13 protein-coding genes and 1 pseudogene are annotated in these 17,515 nt (G+C 66.0%); 9 read left to right on the top strand and 5 right to left on the bottom strand.

All coding sequences use genetic code 11. The annotated features are described in order from the left end of the window. The 6 genes and pseudogenes from V5A20_RS08175 to lipB all read left to right on the top strand — a co-directional run. Nucleotides 1–673, top strand: a pseudogene (locus V5A20_RS08175) (DNA polymerase III subunit gamma/tau); the annotation flags it as partial. Nucleotides 674–846: 173 nt separating this feature from the next. Continuing rightward, a complete protein-coding gene (locus tag V5A20_RS08170; RefSeq protein WP_332315900.1) occupies nt 847–1,191 on the top strand; it encodes a YbaB/EbfC family nucleoid-associated protein in 345 nt (114 codons plus the stop codon). A 95-nt stretch (nt 1,192–1,286) separates the two neighbouring features. Continuing rightward, nucleotides 1,287–2,006, top strand: a complete 720-nt coding sequence (locus V5A20_RS08165) for a recombination mediator RecR (protein WP_332327086.1) — start codon at nt 1,287–1,289, stop codon at nt 2,004–2,006. A gap of 63 nt (nt 2,007–2,069) precedes the next feature. Beyond that, entirely contained in the window at nt 2,070–3,272 is a 1,203-nt protein-coding gene (locus tag V5A20_RS08160) for a saccharopine dehydrogenase family protein (RefSeq protein WP_332327085.1), read from the top strand. A gap of 365 nt (nt 3,273–3,637) precedes the next feature. Next, the gene (sov, locus tag V5A20_RS08155; protein WP_332327084.1) at nt 3,638–11,371 is read left to right on the top strand and encodes a T9SS outer membrane translocon Sov/SprA; all 7,734 of its coding nucleotides are present in this window, start codon (nt 3,638–3,640) and stop codon (nt 11,369–11,371) included. 68 nt (nt 11,372–11,439) lie between these two features. Next, a complete protein-coding gene (gene lipB, locus V5A20_RS08150; protein WP_332315896.1) occupies nt 11,440–12,210 on the top strand; it encodes a lipoyl(octanoyl) transferase LipB in 771 nt (256 codons plus the stop codon). Between the two features lie 77 nt (nt 12,211–12,287). On the opposite strand, the gene V5A20_RS08145 is transcribed toward lipB, so the two are convergent. Further along, nucleotides 12,288–12,533: a hypothetical protein gene (locus V5A20_RS08145; RefSeq protein ID WP_332315895.1), complete on the bottom strand. Its 246-nt coding sequence runs from the start codon at nt 12,531–12,533 to the stop codon at nt 12,288–12,290. Between the two features lie 223 nt (nt 12,534–12,756). Here V5A20_RS08145 and V5A20_RS08140 point away from each other — a divergent pair, with 223 nt between their 5' ends. Next, nucleotides 12,757–13,116 carry a hypothetical protein gene (locus V5A20_RS08140; RefSeq protein WP_332327083.1) on the top strand — a complete coding sequence of 120 codons (360 nt, stop codon included), beginning with the start codon at nt 12,757–12,759 and terminating at the stop codon, nt 13,114–13,116. 96 nt (nt 13,117–13,212) lie between these two features. On the opposite strand, the gene V5A20_RS08135 is transcribed toward V5A20_RS08140, so the two are convergent. The 4 genes from V5A20_RS08135 to V5A20_RS08120 form a co-directional block, all read right to left on the bottom strand. Next, nucleotides 13,213–13,584, bottom strand: a complete 372-nt coding sequence (locus V5A20_RS08135) for a DUF423 domain-containing protein (RefSeq protein ID WP_332315893.1) — start codon at nt 13,582–13,584, stop codon at nt 13,213–13,215. A gap of 31 nt (nt 13,585–13,615) precedes the next feature. Then, nucleotides 13,616–14,083 carry a ribosome silencing factor gene (gene rsfS, locus V5A20_RS08130; RefSeq protein ID WP_332315892.1) on the bottom strand — a complete coding sequence of 156 codons (468 nt, stop codon included), beginning with the start codon at nt 14,081–14,083 and terminating at the stop codon, nt 13,616–13,618. Nucleotides 14,084–14,142: 59 nt separating this feature from the next. Continuing rightward, entirely contained in the window at nt 14,143–14,610 is a 468-nt protein-coding gene (locus V5A20_RS08125; protein WP_332315891.1) for a LytR C-terminal domain-containing protein, read from the bottom strand. An 84-nt stretch (nt 14,611–14,694) separates the two neighbouring features. Then, nucleotides 14,695–15,204, bottom strand: coding sequence for a hypothetical protein (locus V5A20_RS08120; protein ID WP_332315890.1), 510 nt, complete (start codon nt 15,202–15,204; stop codon nt 14,695–14,697). A 189-nt stretch (nt 15,205–15,393) separates the two neighbouring features. Here V5A20_RS08120 and tsaD point away from each other — a divergent pair, with 189 nt between their 5' ends. Together tsaD and mltG are read left to right on the top strand one after the other, a co-directional pair. Further along, nucleotides 15,394–16,398, top strand: coding sequence for a tRNA (adenosine(37)-N6)-threonylcarbamoyltransferase complex transferase subunit TsaD (gene tsaD, locus V5A20_RS08115; protein ID WP_332315889.1), 1,005 nt, complete (start codon nt 15,394–15,396; stop codon nt 16,396–16,398). Nucleotides 16,399–16,512: 114 nt separating this feature from the next. Then, nucleotides 16,513–17,515, top strand: a 1,003-nt coding sequence (gene mltG / locus V5A20_RS08110) for an endolytic transglycosylase MltG (RefSeq protein ID WP_332327082.1), incomplete at its 3' end; no start/stop codon positions are given.

Genomic DNA, 17,515 nt, shown 5'->3' with positions numbered 1-17,515 from the left:
GGACGACGATTCGCTGGACGACGATTCGCTGGACGATGACACGTCGGACGGCGACGAGGGGGACGCGCCGCCGTCTCCTGACGCCTCCCCCGGCGGTTCGGACACGACAGAGTCGGACCCGTCCGTGGAGTACAACGACCTATTCGGTGCACCGGCATTGGGCGGAGACGAATCGTCTGCGGGGGAGGAGGCCTCGGGCCCCACCGACGCCCGGGCCTCCGCCTCGGACCCTGCGTCGGACGGATCGGGGGGAGCGGCCGCTACGGTGGCGGAGCCGGCCGTTGCGTCTAGGTCCGACGTTGACGGGCTGGCCGCCGAGTGGCCGCAGGTCGTGCAGTCCGTCAAGGAAAACCACATCAGCCTCGGCTCCCTGTTGGGCGAGGCCGAACCCGTGGAGTACGCCGACGGCACGCTTACCGTTGCCGTTCCCCGTGCCCTCCACCGCAACACCCTGCGTGACCGGCGGCGTGTGTTGCTGCGCCACGTCACCGACAGGGTCGATCCGCCGGTCGACGCCCTGCAGTTCGTCGTTGAAACGCCCAGCGGTGAGCCGACCGACACCGAGGCATCCGACGAGCCCCGCAGCCCCCGCGAACAGTTGCAACAGCTTCGCGATACCTATCCGGCGCTCGATGTGCTCTTCGCCGAGTTTGGGGCCGAGCCGGTGTGGTAATGCCGCCCGCGTCGTGCCCGCGCCTGTCCCCCGCGCTCTGAGCAGCGGCTGTGGTCAGGGATCGGTTCCGATCGGCGTCCGTTGCATCCTTCTGTATACATTGGAGGCCCCTCCTCGCCCTCGGCGCACGGGCCTTCGTTCCCACGAGTCTTTGAACTGAGATCCCCTTAGCTATGGCCAACCCAGGAGGCATGAACATGCAGGACATGTTCGGAAAAATGATGGAGATGCAAGAGAAGATGAACGCCGCCCAGGATGAGCTTGCGGACAAGACCGTGACCGCGGAAGCAGGTGGCGGCATGGTGACCGTGACCGCCAACGGCGCGCAAGAGATTACGGGCATCGAGATTGATCCGGAAGCCGTCGACCCGGACGACCTCGAGCTGCTCGAAGACCTCGTCATTGCGGGCGTCAACAAGGCCCTCGAGAACGCGTCCGACATGGCGCAGGAGGAGATGAAGGACTCCATGGGCGGCATGCTGCCGCAGGGCATGGACCTCAGCCAGCTTGGCCTTTAAGAAGCTGCGAGTGGCGAATTGCGAGTGTCGAGTGACCTCGGGGGACGCCGCCGTTTGCATTCGAACCTCGACATTCGAAATTCGAGACCGTCGCGATGCAGTACACCTCGGAGTCCGTCGAAACCCTCGTGGAGCAGTTTACGAAGCTGCCCACGATCGGGAAGAAGACGGCGCGGCGACTGGCCAACTACGTCTTGAAGATGCCCCGAGAAGAGGTCGAGACCATTGCGAACGCACTGACGGCCGTAAAGGAGGATGTGCAACGCTGCTCGACCTGCTACGTCGTGGCGGACCAGGATCCGTGTCCCATCTGTAGCTCAGACAAGCGCGACGCCTCGACGATCTGTGTCGTGGAAGAGTCGAGCGACCTGACTGCCATCGAGCAGACCAACGAGTACCGAGGTGTGTACCATGTGCTGGGCGGCGTGATCTCGCCGCTCGACGGCGTCGGTCCCGACGATCTCCGCGTGCACGAGCTGGCCACGCGCATCGATCCCTCCTTCGACGACACAGCGGCCGCTGCCCCGTCGGATTCTGAGGACGCGCCCGACGTCGAGCCCGGCCCTGCGGAGGACCCGTCGGCCAACGGGGAAGCGGATGAGGCGGAGGCCGGGCCGCCGGTCGAGGAGGTGATCCTGGCCGTCAACCCCAACGTGGAGGGCGACACGACAGCGTACTACATTTCGCAGCTCCTCGAGCCGTTCGATGTCCGCGTCACGCGCATCGCCCGTGGGCTGCCCATCGGCGGGGACCTGGAGTACGCCGACGAGGCCACCCTCTCGCGGGCCCTGGAAGGGCGCGGCCACGTCGACTAGCGTCCGCAGGGCCCTGCTGCGCCTGTTCTGTCCGGACCTGCCCACCCGACGACCGCACCGCACATGACGATTACAGTTCTTGGCGCCGGATCGACTGGAGCCCCCGTCGTCCGCGAGCTCTGCGCGCGGAGCGGCGAGGTGGAGCAGGTTCAGGTCTGCGACACCCGGTCGCAGGCCCTGGAGCGCCTCCACGACCAGGTCGACGTCGATCAGTTTCTGCGCTCCTTTCAGGTCGACGTGCGCGACACCGGCGTGCTGTCCCAGATCGTAAAGGGAAGTGATTGCGTCATTAGCTGCGTGCCGGCGGACCTGAACCCCGAGCTGGCGGAGCTGTGCCTCGACGTGGGCGTGCACTTCTGCGACCTCGGCGGGACCGATGCCCTTGTGGAAAAAGAGCTGGCACTCGACGAGCAGGCCCGAGAAAAGGGCGTCTGGATTGTGCCCAACTGCGGGCTGGCGCCGGGCCTCATAAACGTCGTATGCCTGCACGGCATCGATCAGCTCGATCGGGCCGAGGCGGCCCACCTGCGTGTGGGCGACGTGCCCCTGCACCCGGAGCCCCCGTTCAACTTCCGCATCTCGTGGTCGGCCGAACGCATCCTGGCCGACTACACGAACCCGGCGCGGCTGATTGAGGACGGACAGGTCGTTGAGGCGGACGCCCTCTCGCGGGAGGAGGAGATCCAGTTCGAGGAGCCGTTCGGAAAGATGGAAGCCTTCTGCACGCAGGGTGGGCTGTCCACCCTCACCGATACACTGGCCGGGCACGTGGAGGCCCTCGACCACAAGACGATCCGGTGGCCGGGCCATGCCCATCAGATGCGCTTTGTGCTTGGCCTCGGGCTCGCGGAGGAGCGCAAGATTGGGGTGCGCACGCACCTCACGTACCGCGACCTCCTGGTGCGCCGCATGCGAAAACGCCTGGGCGGCGACCACGAGGACGCAGTGCTCATGCGCGTGCTGCTACGGGGCGAGCAGGAGGGACGGCCCACGACCTTGGTGTACGAAATGGTGGAGCGGTACGACACGGGGGCACACCAGACAGCCGTGATGCGTTGCACGGCCATCCCGACGGTCGTCTCGGCCCTGTTTCTGGCTCGTGAAAAGGCCGTCTCCCCCGGCGGGGCCGACGTGCCGGAAAATGTGATCCCGCGCAGCCAGTTTCTGGACAAGGTCGCCGACCGTGGCCTTAACATTCAGAAGGAGCGGCACGATGAGTTTCGGGAGATCACCGCCAAGCGGCCCCTCGATGGTCGGTGGGCTTGAGGGGCAGCGGACCCGGAGGCATGGGGTTTGCGCACTCTTGCAGGCCTCCGGAAGAAGCGCCCAGCCTGCTTGATGAAAGAGTCGGCACGTCTTACGTTTTGCATTGGGTCCCATTGGGGGGTGTTTGATCGAGGGCGCCCAACCGTTTGTCGTTGTTACCAGACGTCACGCACGCATCGGCACGAATCGCTACAGCTCGTTTTAGACACGCACCGGAATCCCTCCCGGATGGAGACGGAGGGACGGTCCGTGCCGTAGGATTTCGGAGCGTTGCTGGACCCGTGCCGTTGACCTCGCCCCTGCCATCGCCGTCCCCATCCCCCTGTGTGGGCACGCCAGGGGGGGCACGCGTGTGTCTCTCGACGATGGCGCTGCTCCTGGCCTGGAGCCTTTCCGGACTGCTGCTGCCGGCTGAGGCCCAGGAGGGACCGCCTCCTGACACGACGGCCCCCGACACGGCCGCCGCTAGCACGACACGTCAGGCGCCCATTCTCGATCTCGGCAGACCATCTCCTGGGCCCAGGGACACGTCGACCGTGCCGGGCCGCGTAGACGGCATCTCAGGGAGGGACGGCGCGGCCCTCTCGGTGCCATCGCCGCCCCCCGACACGGGCGTCGTCGGCCGGTACCTGCCGACGCGGCGCGGGCGCTCGGTCCGTCTGTTTGAGCGGACGTCTCCGTTTCTCGGACCGCGCACCCCCACGGTCGACGCGCGTTCCGTCACGCTCGACTCGACCCAGAACCGCTACGTCCTCTCCGACGGCACACGCATTGGGGGAAGCGTGGGGATGGACGAGCAGTCCTACCGGCGCGAGCGCTACCGTGCCAACCTGCAGGAGAACTGGCGCACACTCGCCGAGCAACGCCAGCAGGAGGATGGAGGCAGCGGGTTCGGGGTCAACATGGTGGTGCCCGGCGGGCGGGGAAGCGCCTTTTCCACGGTCTTCGGGAAGCCGGAGGTCGACCTCCGGGTCAACGGCCAGGCCGACATCAATGCCGGGTTCAAGTATCGCAAAAGCGATCAGCAGGTCAACGTCACGGGCGACGCGAGCCAGCTCAATCCCAACTTCAAGCAGGACCTGCGGCTCGGCATTACGGGCACGATCGGCGACAAGCTGCAGATCAACGTCGACTGGGACACGCAGAGTCAGTTCGACTACCAGAATCAGGTCAAGCTCAACTACACGGGCTACGACGACGAAATTCTGCAGAGCGTGGAGGCGGGCAACGTGTCCATGCGGACGCCGTCGCAGCTCATCAGCGGCGGACAGAGCCTCTTCGGCATCAAGAGCGAGCTGCAGTTCGGCAACCTGAGCCTCACCACGATTGCGAGCCAGCAGGAGGGGCAGTCCAACAGCCTCAGCATTGAGGGGGGAGCGCAGGAGACGGAGTTTGACCTCAGGCCGACCGACTACGACCAAAACCGCCACTTTTTCCTCGGCTACTACTTCCGCAACAACTGGAACCGCGCCCACGAAGACCCAACGACGATTCGAACGTTCGATTCGTTCGACGAGGTCACCGAGGTGGAAGTGTGGAAGATTACCCAGCGAGTAGGCAACGAGGCCAATACCCGACAGGCGGTGGCGGTGGTGGACTTGGGAGAGAACGACCGGCTGGTGAACGAGGCGGGCGACTACACGGAGGCGGTGCTGCCCGAGCCGGGCCGAGACCAGTACGGCGACACCGACCTGACGGCGCTCCGCGATGGAGAGCGCCGGGCCTCATCGTACGTGAGCGATTCCGGCGTCATGGAGCAGGCCCTGGACACCCAGCAGGACCTGCACGCGGGCGAGTTCAAGCGGCTCACGCGCGGGCAAGACTACCGGATCGACCCCCGGCTGGGGTTTCTGTCGCTCCAGCAGCGGCTGCGGTCCGACGAGGCCCTCGCCGTGGCGTTTCGGTACCGGACGAACGACGGGGCCGTGCGCACGGTCGGCGACTTCACGCAGGGGGGCACCACCGGGGGCATCAACGCCGATCGCCTGGTGCTGAAGCTGCTCCGGCCCACCGATCCGGTTGCGCCGAGCCAGGGGGGGAGCGTCAATCCGGCCGCCTGGTTTTTGCAGCTCCGGAACGTGTACGACCTCTCGGGGCGGGACTTCAGTTCGGAGAATTTCGAGCTCGACATTGAATATCAGGCCTCGGGCCAGGGGGCCCGCACGACGCTGCCGGACGTGGGGGGGCAGAGCACGCTGCTTCAGGTGCTCGGGCTCGATCGGGTCGACCAGAACGGAGCGCCCACTCCGGACGATCGGTTCGACTTTCTCCGACAGACGATCAATGCGGACCAGGGGCTGGTGTACTTTCCCTACCTGCAGCCCTTCGGGCAGCGCATCCTAGACGCCGCGGCCGAGAATGGAAGCCAGACCGCGGGAGAGCCGTTCGCGTTCAAAAACCTCTACACCAAGAAGAAGCAAAATGTCCAGAAGGAGGATACGCAGAAAAATGTCTACCACATCCGAGGCTCGTACACTGGAGGGGCGCAGCAATTCTACGACCTGGAGGCCTTCACGGGGTTGGTCGAGGGGTCCGTCGAGGTGACCGCGGGGGGGCAGACTTTGCAGGAGGGCGTCGACTACCGGGTGGACTACCAGGGGGGGACGGTGAACATCACCAACGAGTCGTACCTGACCGCCGGGCGGGACATCAAGATCGACTACGAGCAGAACAGCCTCACCAACATCCAGAAGAAGACCCTGCTCGGGGCGCGGGCGGACTGGGCGATGCAGGATCAGTTTTCGCTCGGGGCCACCGTCATGCGGCTCAGCCAGCAGTCGCCCACCGACAAGTTCCGCATCGGGCAGGAGCCAATTCAAAACACCATCTGGGGCCTGAACGGCTCGATGGACCTGGAGCCACAGTGGATCACGGAGGCGGTCGATGCCCTCCCGCTCGTGCAGACGCGGGCCGAGAGCCAGCTCTCGGTCTCCGGCGAGTTTGCACAGCTTCGCCCCGGGCACACCACCACCGACGCGTTCGAGCGCACCCTGGACCGGGTGGAGAGCAGTGAGACGGACCAGTACGCGTCGGACGAGCGCAACGGGGTCTCCTATATCGACGACTTTGAGGGCTTCGAGAACACCTTCTCCCTTCGCGAGCAGCCCGGCGCCTGGCAGGTGAGCGCGGCGCCCGACTCGACGGCCGACGCCCCGGGCCTCGACGGCGAGGTGCCTGGCACCTACGACGACGTTCGGCAGCGAACCCACTGGCGCGGCCGCCTTGGATGGTACCGGCTCAACGAGAATGTTCTGGAGGCCATCGGCACCGAGGACGGAGGCGAGGCCACCGAGCTTATCGATACCGAGGAGGTCTTCGTGGGCCGCGACACGCAGGGGGAGGCGAACCCTACGCTCCGGACGCTCGACCTCCACTTCAATCCCTGGCAGCGCGGGTCCTACAACTACACGGAGGACCTGGTGGACTTCTTTCGAGAGCCGACAAAGGTGTGGGGGGGCATCACGCGCTCGCTCCCGGAGGGCTACACCGACTTTTCGGTGCAGAACGTCGAGTTCGTCGAGTTCATCGTGAAGGTATATCCGGAAGAGAACGAGGTGACCGACGGGGCGCGTCTCTTCGTCGACCTCGGGACGATCTCGGAGGACGTGGTGCCGAACCAGCGCATCGACATGGAAGACGGGCTCTCCCTCAACTTCAACGAAGGGGACCTGGGGACCTTCAGTCGCATCCCCAACGCCGAGCCGGGCGGGGGCATCGACCTGCGGGGGAACCGGACCCAAGACCTGGGGCTGGACGGGCTGGTCTCCTACACCGACGGCACCTACGACGAGCGCCTGCTCGAGCGAACCTTCTACGCAGGCTTCGTCGAGTACGCGGACAGCCTGCGGGGGCGCATCGGGCAGCTTGGCCTGTCCGCCGAGCAGCGGCAGCGCCTGCGGGCGGAGATTGCGCGCACCACCCAGGACCCCTCGGCCGATGACTACCACTTTTACGAGAACGATCGGTTCTTCAACACGACGGAGTTTTTCCCGGACGGGGCCTCGGTGCAGGAGCGCCTGAGCTGGTACCAGTCGGGCCACGAGCTCAATGGGTTCGAGTCGCAGAACGCACTGGCCGAGGACGTAAGCGTGAGGCGGGGCGTGTCCCGCTCTCCGGACCGGGAGGCCCTCGATGGGGTGGGCAGCCAGATCAACATCGACAACAACTACTTCCAGTACGCCGTCCCCCTCGACGAGCTCGACCGGCGCGCCGAGACCGATCAGGGCCCGACCGACTACGTGGTCAGCAAGGTGGGGCAGGAGGAGGACTGGTACAAGGTGCGCATTCCGGTGCAGGCCTTCACGCGCCAGGTGGGCTCCATCGAAAACTTCGACGACATCAAGTCCCTCCGCCTGTGGACAACCGGGCACGAGGCCCCCGTCACGATGCGGTTTGCGTCCCTGGAGCTGGTGGGCAGCCAGTGGCGCGCCTCGACGCCGGTGGCGCAGCAGCCCGTAGAGGAGGACAGCATCATGAATGCGGGCTCGGGGGAGCTGCGGGTGGCCAGCATCAACAACGAGGAGGACCTGCGCTACGAGCCGCCTGCGGGGGCGGTGGTGGGACAGAACCGCACGTCCCGCGGCGTGCAGCAGCAAAACCGCGAGCAGGCCCTCTTGCTGAATGTCGACCGGCTGGAGCCCGGACGGCAGCGCGGGGTCTTCAAGACGTTCGGGCAGGGGCTCGATCTGCTCAAGTACTCGAACCTGCGCATGTACACCCACCTGCACGGAACGTCGAGCAGCGCGCAGGTGAAGGACCGGCTCCGCGAAAACCTGCGACTGTTCGTGCGCCTCGGCTCTGGGGAGACCGGCGACTACTACGAGTACGAGCAGCCGATGCAGCCGGGCGACGTGCCCATGGCCGGCGGGTCGCAGAACCTGTGGCCGGAGGCGTTCGAAATGAACCTCGTCCTCGAACGGCTCAACCGGCTCAAGCTCCTTCGTGACCAGAGCCAAGTGACGACCGACGAGACGTTCTCGAGCAGTCGTGAGGACGTAAACCTAAATGTCGGTGACTTTGCGCCCCCAGAGACGGTGCTCCGCGTGCGGGGCACCCCCTCCCTGCAAAACGTGCAGACGATCGTCGTCGGTGTGCGCCACGCCGGGGCGCCGTCCGAGAGCCCGCCGGTGTTGCGGGACCTGGAGGTCTGGCTGAACGAGCTGCGCGTGACCGGCTTCGACGAGCAAAAGGGCTGGGCGGCCAACGCCAATGCCCAGCTCGACCTCGCAGACTTCGCGTCGGTCGAGGGCAGCCTCCAGCGCCGAACGGACGGGTTTGGGGCGCTGTCCAGCACGCTGAGTGAGCGGGAGCAGTCCGACAACACGAGCTGGAACGTCCGCGCCAACCTCAACCTTGACTCGTTTCTCCCCGAAGACCAAGGGTGGCGCATCCCCGTGACCATGCAGGTCCAGTCGAACCGCACAGCCCCCCGCTTCGACCCCAACCGGGGCGACGTACGGGTGAGCAGTGTGGTGCGCCAGTTCGACGCCCTCCCCGCTGATACGCTGGAACGTCGTTTTGGCGCCCAGTATGGCGACGACCCGTCTGGTGCGGAGATTCGCCAGCGGCTGCAGGACAGCGTGCGCACGGCGGCCGAGACGCGCAGCGTGCGCCGCACGATGACGGCCGACATCTCGAAGCAGGGCTCCGACTCGTGGTGGCTGCAGAAGACCGTCGACGGCCTCTCGCTGAGCTTCTCTTACCTCGACCAGTCGCGGCGCAACCCGCAGCGCCAGCTCAACGATCGGTGGAGCTGGACGGGCGACGTGCAGTACCAACTCGACTTTGGGCAGCCCCAGACCGTGGATCCCTTCGGCTTCCTGCCCGACGTGCCGGTGCTCGGTACGCTGGCGGGCCTCTCGTTCAACTACGTGCCCCGGTCGCTCTCCTTCTCGATGAATGCGGAGCGGCAGGCCCAAACGACCCAGAGCCGCCCCTCGGGAACCCGGAATACACAAGATCGGCCCTTCCGGGTGGCCTTTCCCCTGCGGGAGCAGCAACAGTTCGATCACCGTCGCAACTTCAGCCTCCAGTACGACCCCTTCAGCTTCCTGAGTCTGAGCTTCGACACCAATACGCGCCAGAACTTCGACGACGCGGCTTCACGGAACCGGACGAACGTCATCATCAACGGCGAGAGTGTTCGCGACACGGTGCTGACCGACATCGGCATTCCGCGCGACAGCACCGCGAACTTTTTCGACAACCTGGACGACTTTGGGCTGGCGGATCGTGGCATCACCGCCGATGACGAGGGCAACACCGTTTTCTTTGAGGACCGGCTGTTCCGGCGGTCGGAGCTTGATGTGTTTCGGGATCTGCTGGCGGGACGAGTGAGCCCGCGCACAAACAACCACCAACAGCGGTTCTCGGCGACCCTGAACATGGGATGGGCCGACCGGCAGTGGCTCAACTGGATTGACCTGCAGGACGTCTCGTACCAGTCGTCATTTCAGTGGTCGAACGGGCCGGAAGGAAGCCTGCAGGGGGCCAACGTGCAAAACTCGCTCACCCTGCGGACGGGCGCCACCCTGCGTCCCAACCGGGTGTGGGAACGGTTCGGGTTCTTTAAACGGCTGAAGGAGGCGCAGCGCCAGTCGGGCCGGGACGACCAACGAGGGGGCGGGCGGTCCGACGGGGACGACGATGACCGGGACGACGATGACGGGGACGAAGAGGCGTCGGGGGACGACGGGCTGGGGTGGGAAGACGTGCCCCTTCCCAGTCCGATGGGCATGCTGCGCGGACTCGCCCTGATGGTGCTCGACATCAACGACTTCAGCGTCAACTACAACGGCGACTGGAGCGCGCGTTCCTCGAACGTGGGGCGATTGAACTCGGACTCGACGGACGTGGATGCGAACTACCGCCTGTTTGATGCGGTGCGCGGGGATGGGCCGTCCGTCGGCTACCGGCTCGGGCTCGAGCGCTCCATCGAGCCGGGAGGGCGCGTGCTGGACTCGCGGTTTCAGGTGTCGGACGCCCTCAGCAACACCCACCGCCTGGAAGGGCGCACGGCCCTGAGCCCGAGCTCGTCCTTCCAGGTCGACCTGAGCTGGAACGTGGAGTGGCGCACGCAGACCGACCGGACCTTCCAGGCGAGCGATGGCGGGGACGGCCGCGGAGACGGGCCCTTCACGACTGAGAGCGGCGACAACTCGGCGTCGGTGTGGGGCTTCGGGTCCGTAGTGGCCCTGGTGGAGGAACAAGCGGACCGATTCTCGCCAGAGGGCGGCGGATCCGGGGAGGCCCGTCCCGCCGACGAGGTGCCCCTGACCAACGCCTCTGTCGCGGATGACTTTAAATCGGCCTACCTGACCGGTGGGGGCAGTGTGGGGGCCCAGGGGTTCGCGCCGGTTCCCCTGCCCGGGTGGAACGTGCGCTACACGGGGCTGGCCGACTGGCCCCTGCTCGGCCGCGTCGTGGAGAGCGCGTCCCTCCGGCACAGCTACAACGCGGAGTATCAGTCGAGCTACGCCACCGACACGCGCGCCGGCGACGAAGAGCAGGCCCCGCTGAGCGGACAGACGTTCCTGAATCCGGAGTTTAAGATCGGGTCGGCCCGTGTCAGTGAGCAGTTCCGGCCCCTCCTCGGCATCAGCATCACGTGGCCCGGCAACTTGGAGACGACGACCGAGTGGAGCCGCCAGACGGAAACGTTCCTGCGTACGGCCAACCTCAAGGTGGAGGAGGTACAGACCAACCAGTTGTCCGGCAGCATCTCGTACCAGAAGCAGGGGCTTCGCATTCCCGTGCTCGGCCTCGGGCGCCTCGAAAACCAGATCCGGCTCTCCCTTACGGTCTCCCGGTCGGTCAACGACGAGCGCAGCTACAACCTGCGCGGGGCGCTCGTGGACGTCCAAGAAGCGGGAGGATCAGTGGACCCGGACCGAGTGACCGACCCCACCAACGACTACGTCCAGGTGCGCAAGCAGACCACGCGCTTTCAGGTGACCCCCGAGCTCACCTATCGCCTCAGCGACCGGGTGACGGCGGACCTCCTGGTCGAGTACGAGCGGTTCGACGGGGACAACCGGCAGCCGTCCTACACACGGGTCAATGGGGGCTTCAACGTGAGCGTAAGCATCACGCAAAACTAGGCGGAGCGCCCCGAGTACAGGCCTAGCCTGACTCGCAGAGCTCCCTATGAACCCCCCCGCCAGTAGAGATGTCGTCCCCCGCCCCGAATGAGATCGTTGTGTGCCACCTCGGGCGCGTGCCGTACGAGCGGGCGTGGGCGCTGCAGGAGCGGGTGCAGGAGCGCCTCATCGCGGCCAAGCGGGCCGAGCCGCCGGAGACGGTGCCCCACGTGCTGCTTCTGCTAGAGCACCCGCCCGTCTACACCCTCGGCAAGAGCGGCGACGCCGACAACCTGCTCGTCTCCGAAGAGCGGCTGGACGCTATCGGCGCCGCCTTCCACCGCATCGGGCGTGGGGGCGACGTCACCTTCCACGGCCCCGGCCAGCTCGTGGGGTACCCGCTCTTTGACCTCGACCGCTTCTTTACCGACCTGGGCCGCTACCTGCGCACGCTCGAGGAGGCCATCATCCGCACCTGCGCCGAGTACGGCGTGACGGGCACGCGGGTGGACGGGCGCACCGGCGTGTGGGTGGGGCCGGACGAGCAGGGGGCGGAGCGCAAGATCTGCGCGATGGGGGTGCGCTGCAGCCGGTGGGTCACGATGCACGGCTTTGCGCTTAACGTGACGACCGACCTCTCCTACTTCGACCACATCGTGCCGTGCGGGATCGACGACCGCGGCGTCACGTCGCTGGCGGAAGAGGCCGAAGTGTCAATGACGGTGGATGATGTGCGCGAGCCGGTGACGGGGCACTTTGTGGACCTGTTCGATGCGGCGGTGACGGAGTGCCACGGGACCGACGCTCAGGCGTTTCTGCGGGAACTGACGGGGGAACCCGTAGAGATCCCCATGCGGTAGCGGTTGTTCACCTCACGGGACGCCTTTCGGCCTGCTTCTCCGACCGGGAATCGCGAATTGTCTCCCCGGGGCCCTCCTCACTCCGTTGGGGCACCCTCGTTGCTCTCGGTGATCGCGTCCACGTCTACCGGTGGGAGGTCGTGGTACCAGTCGTGGTGGGGCGACCAGGCGTGGCACTCGTGGCACTGCGTCTCGCGCCACACCGTGCCGCACTCCGGGCACTGGCCCTGCGTGTCGAATGTGTGCCAGGAGTGTCCGCACTCGCAGGTCCACTGTGCACTCGACGGGGGCGCCCACTCGCACTCGGGGCAGTAAATTTCCATCGCAAACCTCGGTTTGATACAAACTCAGGATGCTCTATTCAGCTCGACGCGGGGACGCGGAGAACGGGGGATGTAACGAATGCTCTCACCGCGTCTCCGTGTCCCCCTTCCCCGTGCCCATTCGATAGAGCACAACGTGGGTTTGATAAGGTCGGAGGTGCCCGCTACTCTAACCACCGACTCATATCGGCTTCTTCCCACTTCGGTTCACCCGATCCCCATCATGCCGACGTTCGACCCCGACAACTTCACCACCCGGCTCCTCGCCGAATCGCTGTTCTACGACATCGAGTACGGCCTCGTGGGCAGTGTGAGTCTCATCGACTCGGAGACGGAGCGGGAGCTCTACCTCGCGTCCTTCATGCCGGACGACGGAACGTACCTGGTGGAGGCGGCCACGGCGTGGGAAGACGAGCCGACGTTAGAAGAGGATACGGATGTCGCCTATGCCTTGGCCGTTGACAGCGACGTATACGGGCGCTACGAGGTGCCGGAGGCGGCGGCACAAGAACTCCTGGAGCTGGCCCGCGAGCACGACCTGCTGCCAAGCGTCACCATCCTGTTCGAGGACGAGGAGATGTAGGTGTAGAGGGACGGATGGGGGAGGCACGGAAGTCCTCGAAGACGGGCGAAGAAGACGGGGCCCTCTACAGCCCTCCATACGTCCATACGTCTGTGCCTACCCCCCGAAAAGGGCGGCCCACCCCAGCAGGGCCCAGCCCACAATAAAGGCGACGCCGCCGAGCGGCGTGATGGCGCCGAGCCAGCCCGTGTCGGTAAGGACGAGCACGTACAGGCTGCCCGAAAAGACCACGATGCCGGCGACGAAGCAGGAGCCGGCCCAGTGGAGGAGCGGCCCCCAGCCCTGCGCGGCGGCCCAGCCCACGAAGAGGAGGGCCAAGGCGTGGTACATCTGATACTGCACCCCCGTCCGAAAGGTGTCCACCCGGTCCGGCGAGACCCGCCCTTCGAGGCCGTGCGCCCCGAATGCGCCGAGGGCCACGGCGATGAGCGCCGTGAGGGCACCAAGTCCAACAAACAAACGCGTCATCGGTGAATGGGTGGCCACAGGCAGAGACGGATTACGCTGCGTCCGGCGATTTCTGAAGGAGGTCCTGAAGCAGATCGAGGTCCGAGGCGTCGCCGTCCTCCGGGACGACCTCCGAGTCGGCCTCGCCCCAGAGGCGGTCAATGCGGTAGTGCTCGCGCCGCTCGGGCAGGAAGATGTGCGCGACCACGTCCACGTAGTCGAGCACGACCCATCGAAGGTGGTCCATGCCCTCCTGTTTCCAGGGCTGCTCCCCACACGTCTCCTCTACCTGATCCGCAATGCCGTTCGCGATGGCCTTCACTTGGAGGTCCGACTCGCCGGTGCCGAGGACGAAGAAGTCGGCCATGCTGCTTACCTCGCGCAGGTCGATGACGCTGATGTCCATGGCCCGCTTGTCGGCCATCGCGTCCACGATCCGCGCAGCAAGCACAGGACTGGGGTTCTCGGGAGTGCGACGAACAGAAGGGTCTGCGGACGAGGTCTGGTCGGGGGAAGCCATACGGTCAGGACATTGGTGTAGAGAGTGGTGAGGGAAAACGGGCACACATCGGAGGCAGGCTAAGGCCCCTCCTGAAACGGACGAAGTTGTGCGTAGTCGTCGCCGAGGATGACGGAGGCGTCGAGATAATATGCCGGTTTGACGTTCTGGCGCACGCGGGAGGGCGGAATCCCGAGGGCCTCCGCCACGTTCCGGGCGGCCTCGGGGTTGCCAATCCGGTCGATCACGACCGATTGGTCCTGATCGAACGACGAGTGGTTGCCCATGTCGACCACGTCGAAGCCCCGGTCGCGGAGGTACTGCGTGGTCCGCTCGGCGAGATGGTCCACCCCGGCGCCGTTGCGCACCTCGACCTGAATGATCTGGCCCACCAGCTCCGAGGTATCGGACGCGGGGCGCTTCGGGCTGGCATCGGGAAGTACGACCCGACTGGCAAAGGCATACAACAGAACCGCCGCGCCCAGTCCGGCGGCCACGAGCGCGGCGTTCAGCAGTCCGTTGGTAAGGCGGGAGGACCATCGAGCCATAGGCGCCGGGGCAACCAGGCCAATCAGGCAAGGGCCCATGTACGGGGGTCGCCTTGCCGATCGGCACCAGAAAACGAGTGCAGCTTAGTTGGGCAGCAGGGGGGCCGTGGAAGAGAAGGCGCCCCGTCGGTGCCGATATCCGTACGGACTTGCGTATCGCCCGTGCGGGCTCTGCCGCACTTGGAAGTGGAGTTTCATGTTGTCGGTCGGGGTGTACGCGACCTCCGCGTTGCGGAGAAAGACCTTCGCCTCTTGATTGCCGAAGGCATTGTTGCTGGCGAGGGGATGAGACACACCCACATCCACCCGAGCGGCCAGGTCGGAGTTAAACTGCCACATCATGGAGTTGGTGTACATGCCCGTCGAGGACGTATTGCCGCCGAACGAGGAGAACGACATCTGGTAGCTGTGACTCATCCGGAAATCCTCGGCCCCAAACAGATTTCCGAGGGCGTCGGTCGCATCCGAGCCGGTATCATACAGCTGGGTTACGACCGAAGAGTTCTTTTGGGCCGTTTCGCGAAGCTGAGCGTGCGCCGGGGCGGTGGCGCTCAGCACAAACACGAGACACAAGAGCGGTAGAACCGTGCGCATGAGAACCTCGTTCGTCGGTGTGAAGGCGTTGCAGAATGTGAGTCGACAAAACTCGTGTGTAGTACCTCAGAGTGGTTGGTTTGTTCGCGCTTCACTCCGGGATGGGATCCAGTCCCACATCGGTTCGTGCGAAGGGCGGAACTAAAAGCCCATGTCGGTCCGGCATTTGACAACTGAACAGGCGACCCCATGCTGTTGCTCGGCATTGAATCGTCGTGTGACGACACGGCCGCGGCCGTCTGGGAAGACGGAACGGTGCGGGCGAGCGTCGTGTCCTCGCAGGCGGACCTCCACGAAGAGTACGGCGGTGTGGTGCCGGAACTGGCCTCTCGCAACCACCAGCGGCTCATCGTGCCCGTCGTGCAGCAAGCCCTCACTGAGGCCGGGGTCGACGCGGAGGCGCTCGACGCCGTCGCGGTCACCTACGGGCCGGGACTTCCCGGCTCCCTCCTCGTGGGGGTAAGCTTTGCGAAGGCGTTTGCACGGGGGCTCAACGTGCCCTTGATCGGGGTAAACCACCTGGAGGGACACGTCTATTCGGTCGACCTGGAGCCGCCCCGCCCGGACCGCCCGTTTGTGTGTCTCGTCGCGTCCGGCGGCCATACCGAACTCGTCCACGTGGACGAAGGCTTCCGGCATGAGGTGCTCGGGCGCACCCGCGACGACGCGGCCGGGGAGGCGTTCGACAAGGTGGCCCAGCTGTTCGGGCTCGGGTATCCCGGCGGGCCCGACATTGACCGCCACGCCGAGTCCGGCGACCCGACCTTCCACGACTTCCCGCGGAGCCGGCTCGACGACCTCGACTTTTCGTTCAGCGGCCTGAAGACCTCCGTCCTCTATTTCCTCCGTGACCGGTCCGACGCCGAGCGCGAACGCCTCCTCGACGATCACCTCGACGACCTGTGCGCTGCGGTGCAGGCCGCGGTGGTGGACGTGCTCGTGGACGCCGTGCGGCGCGCCCTCGACGAGACGGAGGCTGAGGAGGTGGCCGTCGTGGGCGGAGTGGCGGCCAATTCTGAGCTGCGGCGACGGATGGAGGGCCTCGGGCACGACGAAGGCGTTGGGGTGTCGACCCCCGATCTGGCGTACTGCATGGACAATGCCGCCATGATTGCCCAGGCGGGGGCGCAACGCCTCGCGGCCGGCCATGCGAGCCCGCGGACGCTGGACGCAGACTCGAACCTTCAGCTGTAGCGTAGCGGAGATCCGGCGGGCCCGAAACGAGGCGGCTGGACAAAAAGTATCTCGTGTATCGTCTCCACCGTGGACGCGCGTCTTCGTCTGATTCGCTGTTGACTCTGCTTCCTCGTGCACGCCCGCCACCGCTTCGGACTTGTCGCCGTCGTCCTGTTTGTCGGGGGACTTGTCGTCGGCGTGGGGGGCACGCTGGTCTTCGGGCCCAACACAGGCGGATACGATACGCCCCGGAGCGTGTACGTTGCGCAGGAGACCACGCTCGGCGCCACGATCGATTCGCTGACGCAGGCCGACGTGCTCGTCGTGCCCGCCGCGTTCCGGCTCGTGGCCCGGGCGACCGGGTGGGGACAGCAGATCAAACCGGGCCACTACCGCATCGCGCCCCGCCGCTCCAACTACGCCCTGCTCGACAAGCTGCGGCGCGGGCTGCAGGACCCGGTGCGGCTCACGATCCCGCCCGGCGTGCAGCGCGAGCAGCTTGCATCGGTGCTGGGGCGGCGGCTCGAACGAGACGCCGACGCGTTTCGCGCGGCCCTCCGCGACACGAGCCTCGCTGCGGACCTGGGCAGCACCCCCGCGCGGCTGTTCGGGTACATGCTTCCCGAGACGTACGAGTTCTACTGGCAGACGCCCCCCGAGACCGTCGTCCGGCGCGTCAAGCGGGGGTTCGACCGCTTCTACGAGCGCGAGCTCGCCGCCGGGGCCGACCGCCTCGGCCTCACGAAACGAGAGGTTGTTACGCTTGCCTCGATTGTGGAGTGGGAAGCCCTCGTCGACGCCGAAAAGCCCGCGATTGCAGGGGTGTACCTCAACCGGCTCGACCGCGGCTGGCCCCTCCAGGCCGACCCGACCATTCAGTACGTTCTGCTCGACACGAAGGGAGAGCGCGTGACCCGGGTGCTCTACGAGCATCTCGAGATCGACCACCCGTACAACACCTATCAGAATCAAGGCCTGCCGCCCGGGCCCGTCACGAACCCGTCCCCTACCAGCCTGCGGGCTGCGGCCGTTCCCGAGCGGCACGAATACCTTTACTTTGCGGCCGACGGGACGGGGGGGCACACCTTCAGCCGCACGCTGCGGGAGCACAACCGGGCGGCGGAGAAGTATCAGC

The sequence above is a fragment of the Salinibacter sp. genome (assembly GCF_036626415.1).
Classification (GTDB): Bacteria; Bacteroidota; Rhodothermia; order Rhodothermales; family Salinibacteraceae; genus Salinibacter.
Note: the sequence above shows the minus strand (reverse complement) of the source record. Positions and strands in the feature narration are given on the sequence as shown.